General features: G+C 65.6%; 9 protein-coding genes and 1 pseudogene. All 10 read right to left on the bottom strand.

What is annotated here, in order from left to right:
• A pseudogene (locus VKP01_RS06480) lies at positions 1-322 on the bottom strand (MFS transporter); the annotation flags it as partial.
• Between the two features lie 133 nt (positions 323-455).
• Positions 456-1,658: an MFS transporter gene (locus tag VKP01_RS06475; RefSeq protein ID WP_324411347.1), complete on the bottom strand. Its 1,203-nt coding sequence runs from the start codon at positions 1,656-1,658 to the stop codon at positions 456-458.
• A 66-nt stretch (positions 1,659-1,724) separates the two neighbouring features.
• A complete protein-coding gene (gene pcaD / locus VKP01_RS06470) occupies positions 1,725-2,510 on the bottom strand; it encodes a 3-oxoadipate enol-lactonase (protein WP_324411346.1) in 786 nt (261 codons plus the stop codon).
• Positions 2,511-2,616: 106 nt separating this feature from the next.
• On the bottom strand, positions 2,617-3,645 hold the full coding sequence (gene nadE, locus VKP01_RS06465) for an NAD(+) synthase (protein WP_324411345.1): 1,029 nt from the start codon (positions 3,643-3,645) through the stop codon (positions 2,617-2,619).
• Complete coding sequence (locus VKP01_RS06460; protein ID WP_324411344.1) at positions 3,642-5,240, bottom strand: class I adenylate-forming enzyme family protein; 1,599 nt, start codon at positions 5,238-5,240, stop codon at positions 3,642-3,644. Before VKP01_RS06460 ends, nadE begins: the two co-directional genes overlap by 4 nt.
• 42 nt (positions 5,241-5,282) lie before the next feature.
• On the bottom strand, positions 5,283-5,555 hold the full coding sequence (locus VKP01_RS06455) for an acyl carrier protein (RefSeq protein WP_324411343.1): 273 nt from the start codon (positions 5,553-5,555) through the stop codon (positions 5,283-5,285).
• A 25-nt stretch (positions 5,556-5,580) separates the two neighbouring features.
• Positions 5,581-7,545 (bottom strand): asparagine synthase (glutamine-hydrolyzing), encoded by a 1,965-nt coding sequence (gene asnB / locus VKP01_RS06450; RefSeq protein ID WP_324411342.1) that lies wholly within the window; start codon positions 7,543-7,545, stop codon positions 5,581-5,583.
• Positions 7,546-7,704: 159 nt separating this feature from the next.
• The gene (locus tag VKP01_RS06445; protein ID WP_324411341.1) at positions 7,705-8,838 is read right to left on the bottom strand and encodes a hypothetical protein; all 1,134 of its coding nucleotides are present in this window, start codon (positions 8,836-8,838) and stop codon (positions 7,705-7,707) included.
• Positions 8,831-9,541, bottom strand: coding sequence for a HemK/PrmC family methyltransferase (locus VKP01_RS06440; protein WP_324411340.1), 711 nt, complete (start codon positions 9,539-9,541; stop codon positions 8,831-8,833). Before VKP01_RS06440 ends, VKP01_RS06445 begins: the two co-directional genes overlap by 8 nt.
• A gap of 160 nt (positions 9,542-9,701) precedes the next feature.
• On the bottom strand, positions 9,702-11,726 hold a 2,025-nt coding region (ligA, locus tag VKP01_RS06435; RefSeq protein WP_324411339.1), incomplete at its 5' end, for an NAD-dependent DNA ligase LigA.

Here is an 11,726-nt window from a genome sequence, read left to right as displayed (position 1 = left end):
TGCAGAAACCGATCAGCACCCGCAGCAGCGTCCAGGCTATCGGATCTGCCAGCAGCGGAAAGGAGATCAGCCCCGCCGACATGAAGCTGCCCAGAGCCGCGAAGACCCGCACATGCCCGACCCGTCGGATCAGCACCGGGGTGAAACGCGCGCCGGAGAGAAAACCGACGAAGTAACCCGATGTGACGATGGCGAGCTCGGCGGACGAGAAATTCTCGATCCCACCGCGCAGGCCGATCAGCGTGAAATGCATGCCGTTGCCCAGCATGATCAGTACGATACCGAGCAGGAGCGCCCAGACTCCCGAAAACACCTGCAGCATGGAACGTCCCGTCCGATTCCGGATTCAGCGTGGATTTGAAATGTTGCACAATCATGTCACCGGCGCTGTTGCTGCAACGCCGCATTCCGGTCGATTCGCGACGCCTGACACGCGCCACCGGCTCCCGGGCCACTCAGCGCATCTGCGCACGATAGGCCATGGCCGCGTTCACCGCGCGACCGCGAACGTGGCTTTCGCGCAGAACAAGCGCCGTCACGGCGGGAAGTGTGGCGGCAGCGAGGAACATCATCGCGGGACCGTAAGCGTCTGCTGCCATGCCTGCGACAGATGGCCCCAGAACACTTCCCGCCGCACTCGCCAGCAGCGCAGCCGTGAAGCCGAGCGAGGGCAGCGCCGGAAACAGGCGCTCCGACCAGAAGGCGAGTACGGCGCTCGTCATCATCACATGCAGGCCCTGCAGCCCGGCAGAGGGCACGAGCCCCGCCCAGTTGCCGGGCAGGAGCGCCGCGAGCGCGAGGGACAAGGCGCCCGCCAGCATGAGGCCACGCAGCAGCCAGGGCAGCCCGATCACCGCCTCGATACGCCAGGTGAGGAGGCCGGTGAGGCCGAAAAAGCCGTAGATCAGGAAAACGAGGGCAGGTGTCGCGGCAACCGGCAACCCGACCACGCCCCCGCTCTCCAGCATGTGATCACCGGCAAAGGCGATATAGATCGCGGAAATCGTGCCGTAGACGAAGGCGATGGCAAAGAGCGGCAGCGCCTCGATCCGCAAGAGATGGCGCCATCCGCGTTCGGGCAGCGCTTCGGAATCCTTGTCGATATCGCGCAGGACGCGCCAGTTGACGACGAGCGCGACGGTGCTCGCGAGCGCGAAGAAAGCCCAGCACAAGCGCCAGGAAACACCCGTCAGCGCCATCACGAGCGCCGCGACGCCGGCACAGGCAATGCCGATACTGGTCCCGGTACTGATCTGTGACAGTGCCGTCGGCCTGTCGACATCGAACACCTTGCGGTGGACCGCATCGTTGAAGGGCGTCCACGCGAAGCCGGCGCTCGACGCAGCAAGAAACACGCCGGTGCCGAGGACGAGCAGGTTCGGCGCGAGCGCGACGAGCACCATCCCCGATGTGGCGGCAACCAGTCCGGACAGGACCGGCGCTTCCGGCCCACGCCGGATCAGCAGAGCCTGCGCGATGATCAGACCGAGAAAGAAGCCGAAGAAACCCAGACCCGAAACGAATCCCACAGCGGCGCTCGACAGGGCGAATTCCGCCCGGAATTCGGGGACGAAGAGGCCAAACCCCATGCGCCCGGGACCGAAGCTGATCGCAGTCGCCGCAAAACCGGCAGCCGAGAGGCTCTGGAAATAAGTCATGCACGCCTCCCGCAACCTGGCGGGAAACGCATGCGCGGGCCGGGAGGTTCCGGCCCGCCTTCCCCCTCACCGCTCCAGCAGGAAATCCTGAACGGCCTTCGTGAATTCCTCAGGCCGCTCGATATTGGACAGATGCGCCGCATCGAGCGTCACCGCCTGCGCGCCGGTGATCGCATTGCGGATGAGCTCGCCGTGTTCGGGCGTGGTCGAGGGGTCGCGGGCGCCGATCACGACGAGGACGGGGGCGTCGATGGCGCGGATGCTTTCACGCTGGTCCATGTCGCGGATCGCCTCGCAGCAGGCGGCGTAGCCCTGTGCCGGCGTCGCATAGATCATTTCCCGCACGCGCCCGACCGCCTGGGGATCCGACTCGCGGAATTCCGGCGTGAACCAGCGCTCCAGCGTCGGCCCGGCAATGACGGACATGCCCTGCGCGCGGGCCGTCTCGGCGCGGCTGTCCCACATCTCCGGCGTTCCCATCTGGGCCGCCGTATTGGCGAGCACGGCCCGTCCGATGCGCTCGCGATGGTGGGTCAGCATGCGCATACCCGTCATGCCACCCATGGAGAGCCCGCACCAATGCGCCTTCTCGATGCCCAACGCATCCAGAAGGCCAACGGCGTCTTCGGCCAGCCCGGCGAAGCTGTAGGGTCCCTGCGGCGCGTCACTTCCGCCATGGCCGCGATGATCGTAACGGATGACGCGGAAATGCGCGGTAAGCGCTGGCATCTGCGCATCCCACATGGCCAGATTGGTGGCCAGTGAATTCGACAGCATCAGCGGCGGCGCATCCTCCGGCCCCTCGAGGGCGATCCGGAAATTGCGGCCTGCCACGTTGATCTTGTCCATCATGCTCTCCTCCCGACACGCATTGGTTCATCGCGATGCGATGATAACGGCGCGGGAAGTGCTGACGAGAGGCAGCTTTGCCGGATGGGTCGCGCGTTTGCGCGCGGCTTCAGCCGATCTCCGCCACGCCTTCGACGAGACGTGGCGAGGCATGCAGATAACGCGTGGCCTTGCGCTTGGCGGTAATGTCGTCCCACACGCGCCCGACCTGCTCCGCCGTGACCCCCACCGCCCGCGCGACATCGTCGGCGGGTACGCCGTGATTGAGCCCGTAGAGACACAGATCCATCTTGTCGGTGGGCAGGGCGAAGTAGAACTCCTCCTGCGTCTGGGCCAGCGACCAGGTATCGGTGGTCGGCGGGCGCGCGCTGATCTCCCGCGGTACGCCGAGATGATCGGCGAGCTGATAGACCTGCGATTTGTAGAGATGCGCGATCGGCTTGACGTCGGCGGCGCCGTCGCCGTTCTTGACGAAGAAGCCCTGATCGTATTCCAGCCGGTTCGGCGTACCGATCACGGCGAAGTTCAGCCGGTCGGCATGGTAGTATTCGATCTGCTTGCGGGTGCGCTGTTTCATGTTGGTGGCGGCCACGATGCCGAGATAGACCTGCGGCGTCAGGCGGTGGCGCGTCGTCTCGCCCTCGGGCGATTGCACGACCAGCGAGGAGATGTTGTAGCCCGCGCGCGCGAGCGAATTGGCGATCACCACCTTGCAAGCCCAGCCGGGCCCATATTCCGGCACGATCTCGCGGATGAAGGCGTCGCGACGGCGGTAGCAGCCCATCACGTCGAGGGCGGGGCCGATATCCTCGATCTCGGCTTCGAGCCCGTAGGTCTGCGCCACGAGGCGGCCGAGGGCGAGGCTCTCGGGATCGGAATCGTTTTCCGGCATGAACAGGCAGAAGACGTTTTTTCCCTCCACCGCCTGCGCAGCGAGCGCGGCGCAGACGCTGGAATCGATCCCGCCGGAAAGCCCGAGCACGAGACCGCGCTTGCGCAGATCTCCCCTCAATTGCCGGCGAAGCGCCTCGGTAATGCGCGCGACCTCCGCCGGCGCATCGATGTCGAGCACATGCGGTCCGAAGGCGTCGGTCTGCCGGGCGTCCGGGCGGAGGGCATGGGCTGTCGCGGCATTCATTCTGCGGCCTCCAGTGTTTTCGCGTCGAGGGTTTGTGCGGCCAGACGGCGGCTGATCTTGCCGGTATCCGTACGCGGCAGGCTGTCGCGGAAGACGATGCGTCTGGGCACCATGAAATCTTCCAGGTTGGCGGCGCAGTGGCGGATCACGTCGCGCTCCTTCACCGTCGTATCACTGCGCACGACGAGGGCGGTCACGGCCTGGCCGAGCACCGGATCGGGGGTGCCGACGACGACGGCCTCGGCTACGCCCGGGCAGGCATGCAGCACCGTCTCGACCTCCTTGGGTGCGACCTTCTCGCCGCGGCTCTTGATGATGTCATCCTTGCGCCCGACGAAATAGAGATAGCCGTCGGCATCCGCGCGGAAGAGATCGCCGGTCATCAGGATGCGCTCGCCGGGCTGCGTGCCCGGGCGCAGACAGGCAGCGCTCGCCTGCGGATTCTCCCAGTAACCCAGCATCACATGCGGACCGGCAATGGCGAGCTCACCGATGGCACCGGCGGGCAGTTCATTACCGTCATCATCGACGACGAAGGCGCGGGTGCCCGGAATGGCGATGCCGACCGAACCCGGCTTAGCGTCGAGATCCTCCGGCGGCAGCCAGGTGCAGCGCTTGCACTCGGTCAGGCCATACATCGAATAGAGCGACACGCCCGGCAGCAATGCGCGCAGCCGCGCGATATGGGCCGGCGGCAGCGCGGCGGCGGTGTTGGTGAGATAGCGCAGATCAGGCAGGAACCCCGGCTCGAGATTCTTCATCTGCAGGATCATCGCCGCCATGGTCGGCACCAGCGGCAGGCCGGTGACGCGCTCGCGGCGCATGAGATCGAAGATCGCCTGAGGGAAGGCGAAGGACTTCTCCAGAACCAGCGTCGCGCCCATGCGCACCGCCATGATCAGCTGATACAGCCCGTAATCGAAGGCGATCGGCAGGACGTTGAGAATGATGTCGTCGGGCGTGTTGCGCAGATAGGTCGTGATCGAGGCGGATGCCGCATCGATATTCTGATGCGCCATCATCACACCCTTGGGCTGCCCGGTGGAGCCGGAGGTGTAGACCAGCATCGCAAGATCGGAATCCGCGAGATCGGAATCATTATTCTGGGGCAGGGTCCCCGCCTCCTCCCCCGGCGCGAGCGCCTGGGTGAAGCTCTGCGCCGCCACGCCGTCAGGCATCGTCTCGCTGATCGCCGCATCGGCGCGCGGGCCGGCGATGACCATCATACCCGGACCGGGCGCCTGCGCCAGAGCCGCGCCGGCAACCTTGGCCAGACGGTCGAGGGTGATCACCGCGCGGGCGCGGCAATTGTCGATGATGAAGGCGAGCTTGTCGGCCTTGGTCGAGGGGTTGATCGGCGAGAACACGCCGCCGGCGCGCGACACCGCATAGATCGCGACCGCCGCTTCCCAGCAATTGTCCATGAAGACCAGCACCCGGTCGCCGGGCTTCAGGCCGGCGGCGACGAGGCTTGCCGCGAGCCTGTCACAGGCTGCGTCGAAGGCGGCGTAGCTCAGGCGCGTCTCGCCGTTGACGAGCGCGGTCTTGTCGGGATGGCGCGCAGCCGAAGCGCGCAGGAACGCGTCGAGACGCATGCTGAAGACCTCTCCGTCAGATCACCGCAGGACGATGGCGGCTCACGCGACGCGCGAGACCTGCTCTTCCTGACAGCGCGTCACATAGGCAGTGATGCGATCGATCGAATCGAGATTTTCCGGCATGATGTCCTCGTCGGCGACGCTGATGCCGAAATGATCCTCGAGGAAGGCGACCAGTTCGAGAATGCCGGTCGAATCCATCAGATCGTTCTGGATCAGCGAATCCGAACCCGCGATGGCGCGGCTGTCGTCGCCGAACAGGAAATTCTCGGTGATGAAGTTGCGCAGATCGGTTTCGATCGTGTCGGCCATGCCGGTTCTCCTCGGTGAATGTCGTTCAGGCGGCTGCCCGGTTACGCATGCCCGACCCGCCGATGAAGCGGGCATGCCAGGTCTGGGTGGAGAGAATGCCGATGAAGGCGGCATTGTCGCGAAAACCGCTCACGCCGCCGCGCGCCACTTTCGCGGCGAGTTTGGCGACGGGAGCGGAATTGAACAGGCCGGTCGCGGCAAGCGCTTCCGGCGAGAGTGCATGGTCACGCAGGGCTTGCGCATGCGCGCCGGCGAAGGCGGCGCTATCGGGGGCGCGATAGGGCTGCTTGGTACGCTGTGCGATGTCGCGTGGCAGGAGATCGCCGAAAGACTCGCGCAGGATATGTTTCTCGCGCAGGCCTTTGAGCTTGAGGCCCGGCGGGATGGCCGCCGCCTGCTCGACCACGCGATGATCGAGGAAGGGAAAGCGCCCCTCGACACCGTGCGCCATGGCCATACGGTCGCCCTGGCTGGAGAGAATGTAGCCCGGAAGCAGGAAGCGCGTTTCCAGATACTGCGCCTGGTGCAACGGATGCCAGCGCGCGAAATCCGCCGGCAGCGCCGCCGCCATCTCTTCGCGAGCGTCGTAATTACCGATCTGCGTTCGCAGATCGGCCGAGAAGAACAGCTTCGCCGCTGCGGTGCCGCGCAGGCGCGGGCCATGCGAGAACAGCGGATCCGACGGATCGTCGGCACCGGCGCCAAAGAACGCCGCGAGATATTCCGGCGACTGCTTCTGCAGCCCCGGCAGATAGGGATAGAGCCGGCGAAACAGCTGTGGGCGCAGGGTCGAGCCGGGCTGGCGGGCGCAGAAGCGGCGCAGGCCCGCCTCCTTGAAGATGTCGTAACCGGCAAAGACTTCGTCAGCCCCCTCACCGGTCAGCACCACCTTGAAGCCCTCGTCACGCACCAGCCGAGAGAGCAGGAAGAGCGGCGCGGGAGCGGTGCGGATCACCGGGCGCTCGGCATGCGCAAGCATCTCCGCGAAAGCCTGGGCGATCTCGCGATCACCGCAATTTACCGAGGCATGACGCGTGCCCAGCGCCGCCACCATGGCCTGCTGCTCGGCGCTCTCGTCATGCTCGGGCGAATCGAAGGTCACCGAGAATGTGTGCAGATCCGGCACTTCGCGTGCGGCCAGCGCGCTGGTCAGCGCCGAATCGAAGCCGCCGGAGAGATAGGCGCCCACAGGCACATCTGCGCGCAGTCGAATGCGCGTGGCATCGGTGAGCATCGCGGCGACATCTTGCGCCACGCGCGCGGGATCCGCATCGCGCGCGGCATCCGCGTGATCGGGGAAACGCAATTGCCAATAAGCATGCTCGCGCATGCCCTGCGCATCGACGACAAGGCAATGGCCGGGCGGCAACTCGCTCACGCCGGCAAAGGGTGTGCGCGGCGCGATCGGCGCCCAGAGCGTGAAGATCTGATCGAGTGCGATGGGATCGGGCTGCGGCGCGAAACCGGGCAGCGCGAACAAAGCCTTGACCTCGGAAGCGAAGGCGAAGACGCCGTCATGCAGCGTATGATAGAGTGGGCGCACGCCCATCCGGTCACGGGCCAGGACGAGGCGCTGCGCGCGGGCATCCCACAGGGCGAAGGCGAAATCGCCGTTGAGCCTTTCGAGGCAGTCGAGCCCCATCTCGTCATAGAGTTGCAGAAGGACTTCCGTATCCGAGCCGGTGCGGAAGCGGCGCCCGCGCGCTTCCATTTCGGCGCGCAGTTCGACGAAATTGAAGATCTCGCCGTTGAAGCTGATGGTGAACGCGCCATCCTCGCCGAAAGACATTGGCTGGGCGCCGTCGGCCAGACCGACGATGGAAAGGCGGGTATGGGCGAGACCGATCTGCGCTATGTCACGACCGGGGATCAGGCTGGCGCCCGACGCATCGGGACCACGATGATGCAGCACCCGGGCCATGCCGGCGAGGATATCCGCCGCTTTCGCAAGCGGTGCGTGTTTTGCGACATAGCCGGCAATCCCGCACATTTCCCCCTCCGTTAAAGCCTTCAGAAACGGCGCCCACATCTGACACGCTTGCTTCTGTACACGCAGGAGATGATAACAAAGCACACGGATTTGTCTGCATTTGTCTAAATTTATAAAGAATTGCTTATCATTAAAGTTAACAAGCCGAGACTTTCGGGTTCACTGGAAATCGTGACCGATCAGCGGCATCCAGTTCTCGCCCGCGAGCCCGTTGACCACGATGCGCCCGCTGCGGATTCGCGACATGATGGCCGGATCGCGGCTCGTAAGAACCGTCGCCGCGCGATGGGTGAACTGGCAGCGGCGCGTCAGCAAAACTTCGAGCAGATCCGGTCGCGTGCGCCCGCGCAGGCCGGCCAGGCCACACGCATGGGCATGGGCGAAGAGATGATCGACCACGGCGGGCAACTGACCCGGCGCAGCGGCGAGTTCGAGCACATGCGCCATCCCGCCAGGCCGGGCGTGATAGATGAACAGCCCGATCGCCGTTTCACCCCGCCAGACGACCCTTGCCTGCATCTCGCCATAACGCGCCTTGTGTCGCGCATCGGCAAGACGCGCGCCGAGATCAAGGGCGGCCCAGTCCGGGCGCAGAACGGCGCCGGCGCTGAAGCGCTCCAGAAGCGCACCGATCATGGCTTCATCCGCCTCGGAATCGGTGCAGTGACCAGCTTGCGGCGGGGTGAAGGGACCGATATGCCGCGAAAGCGCATCGAAGGGACGCGTCAGTGGCTGGAGCCGGTTCAGGGCGGGCTTCGCATGGCCTGCCAGCGCCAGACCGAAAGCGGCAGGGCGCAGCACGCGCATCCATTCGAGGCTGTGATCGGGCAGAACCGTTCCACGCAGACGGCTCCACAGGGCCTGCGAGACGGCATTGGCGGTCTCGCTCGCCGAGACATCCTGCGGGCCGGCGAGAAAGCGGCGCAGCAGCTTGGCGCCGACGAAGGGATCGGTATCAGGCGCAGACGCCATCAGCGATCCACAGAACGCCACCCGGACCGGCCTGCCCGCGAGCTCGAAGGGCGACACCCGCACGCCGAGAAAGCCATCAACGGCGCCGCTCGCATCGACATGAACCAGGGAAGGGATATCCGCATCGGCCGCATCGTGCTCGAGAAACAGCCGCGCGATCGTCTGCTGCAGGGACGGCGTCGCAACCGCCTCGCGCCCGCGAAAGGTGCGCGCGAACATGGCCGCGACGGCGGGCATATGCGCCGCCGTGCACGCCACGACCCCTGCGGCAGCTTCTGCGGATGCTGCGGGCATCGCTGTCGAGAGCGCCGGCTCAGCCATCGCCGCGCCTGCGGGCCATGGCGACGCGCGGCGCGCCGGTTTCATCATGGGCGAAGGTGACCGGCTCGAAGCGCCTGGTGCGATCGATCAGCAGTTTCGCCTGCAACTCCTGGCCGTGACCGAATTCAAAGGCGATCCAGCCGCCGGGCTTGATGAAGCGGATCGATTCACGGGCCATGCGTTGCAGGATGGAGATGCCGTACGGGCCGCCGTCGAAGGCCTCGCGCGGCTCTTCGCGCAGAAGATGCGAGCGGTCGCGCTCGAGCCTTCCGCTGGAGATATAGGGCGGGTTGCACACCACGAGATCGACCCGATGCTCCAGCCCCACACCGTACAGGGACGCGAACATGTCGCCGCGCCGCACGAGCACCCGCCCGTTCAGCCCGTGATCAACGGCATTCGCCTGTGCGACATTGACGCATTCCTGGGTCAGGTCGCAGGCATAGACGAGCGCCTGGGGATGGCCATGTGCGAGGGCCACGGCGAGATTGCCGCTGCCGCAGCACATGTCGACGACGGTCTGGGCGCCGGGCCGTCGCGCCAGAATCGCCTGCGCCTGCCGCCCCAGCAATTCCGTCTCCGCACGCGGGCGCAAAACGGCACCTTCAGCGCGCAGGGAAAGTCCCATGAAGGTGACGCGATCAGGCGAAGCGCCGGAATGCGCGTCAGGGCCGGGCGTGAGCGGAAGGGACGTCGACGTCATGAGGCCACCATTAATAATTGTGCGTGGACTGGTTTACTCAATAAGTATTAGCAGAAAATGAGTGCGCTTTCTTCATTTGTTTATTTTTCGGTTAACATATGTAAGCACAACGCAGGAATGCGGAACTTTTTCACAGGATTGCGCATGCAGCCCGTCTGCGTCAGCCGCGCCCGACCCGTTGCAGGAATTCCTCTTCCGTCAGCGTCTCGATGCCGAGTTCCGCCGCCTTGGCGAGCTTCGATCCGGCCCCCGGCCCCGCCACCACGAGATCCGTCTTCTTCGACACCGACCCCGCCACCTTCGCCCCGAGCCGCTCGCCCAGCGCCTTGGCCTCGTCCCGGGTGAGCTGCTCCAGCGCCCCGGTGAAGACGATGGTCTTGCCGGCGATGGGCGACGACTGGTCGATCGTCTCGGTGAGTGGCTGCGGGGTAACGTGTTCGAGCAGCGCGTCGAGGATGTCGCGGTTATGATCCTCGCGGAAGAACTCCACGATCGCATCGGTGACGACCGGCCCCATCCCGTCGATATCAGCGATGGCCGCGCGGGCCTCGCCATCCCCCTCCCCGGCCTTCAGCGCCGTCTGGCGCAGGCTGTCGAAATCGGGGAAATGGCGCGCGAGCAGCTTGCCCCCGGTCTCACCGACATGGCGGATGCCGAGCGCGAAGATGAAGCGGTTGAGCGGCACTTCGCGGCGCTCGTTGATCGCATCGAAAAGGTTGCGCACGCTCTGGCGCCCCCAGCCTTCGCGGGATTCGAGCCGGAGCAGCGAATTCGTGTTGCGGGCTTCCAGGGTGAAGATGTCCTGCGGCGCCTTGACGAGCCCGTCATCGTAGAAGCTTTCGATCGTCCGCCCGCCCAGCCCCTCGATATCCATGGCGTTGCGCGAGACGAAATGCTTGAGGCGTTCGCGCGCCTGGGCCGGGCAGACCAGCCCGCCGGTGCAGCGGCGGGCGGCATCCTCCTTGCCGGTACGCGGGTTGACGTCGCGCACGGCATGGCTGCCGCAAGCCGGGCAGGTGGCGGGAAATTCATAGGGCTTTGCATCCGCCGGGCGCTTGTCGATGACGACGTCGAGCACTTTGGGGATGACATCACCAGCGCGCAGGACGATCACCGTGTCGCCGATGCGGATATCGCGGCCCTCGCGGATTTCCTCGCCATTGCCGCCGATGCCCTTGATGTAATCTTCGTTATGCAACGTCGCATTCGACACCACCACGCCGCCGACCGTCACCGGGCGCAGGCGGGCGATGGGGTTGAGGGTGCCGGTGCGGCCGACATTGATCTCGATATCTTCCAGCACGGTGAAGGCCTGCTGGGCGGGGAACTTGTGGGCCAGCGCCCAGCGCGGGGCGCGCGAGACATAGCCGAGGCGCTCCTGCAGGGCGAGGTCATCGACCTTGTAGACGACGCCGTCGATGTCGTAGCCGAGCGAGGCGCGCTCTTCTTCGATAAAGTGGTAGTGCGCGAGCATCTCGCTCGCATTCTCGCAGCGTTTCATGTGCGGGTTGGTGGCAAAGCCCCATGATTCGAAAGCCTTGACCACCTCGAACTGGGTTTTCGCCGGCAGCGCATCCATGGCGCCCCAGGCATAGGCGAAGAACTTGAGCGGGCGTTGCGCCGTGATGCGCGAATCGAGCTGGCGCAGCGAGCCCGCCGCCGCGTTGCGCGGATTGGCAAAGACCGACTTGCCCGCCTCCTCCTGGCGCGCATTGATCGCCGCGAAATCGGCATGCGAGAGATAGATCTCGCCCCTGATCTCGACGATGCCCGTCTGCGGAATCTCCTGCGGAATGTCCTCCACCGTGCGCGCATTGGCGGTGACATCCTCGCCCTCGCTGCCGTCTCCCCGCGTTGCGGCGGTGACGAGCTTGCCGTCTTCATAGCGCAAAGAGAGCGACAGCCCGTCGATCTTGGGCTCCGCGGTGAAGGTCAGCGGGCTGTCGCCGAGATTGAGGAAACGCCGCACCCGCGCCACGAAATCCTGCACCTCCTCGTCGTTGAAGGCATTGTCGAGGGAGAGCATCGGCACGCTGTGGCGCACCTTGGCGAATTTCTCGGAGGGCTTGGCGCCCACGCCCGGTGAATCGCCACCGATCAGCGCGGGATGCGCATTCTCCAGATCGACCAGCCGCTTGCGCAGCGCATCGTATTCCGCATCCGTGATCTGCGGCGCATCCTCGCC

The organism is Saliniramus sp. (assembly GCF_035311605.1).
In the GTDB taxonomy this organism is placed as follows: domain Bacteria; phylum Pseudomonadota; class Alphaproteobacteria; order Rhizobiales; family Beijerinckiaceae; genus Saliniramus.
The sequence above is the reverse complement of the archived record's forward strand: the minus strand, read 5'-3'. Positions and strand labels throughout refer to the sequence as shown.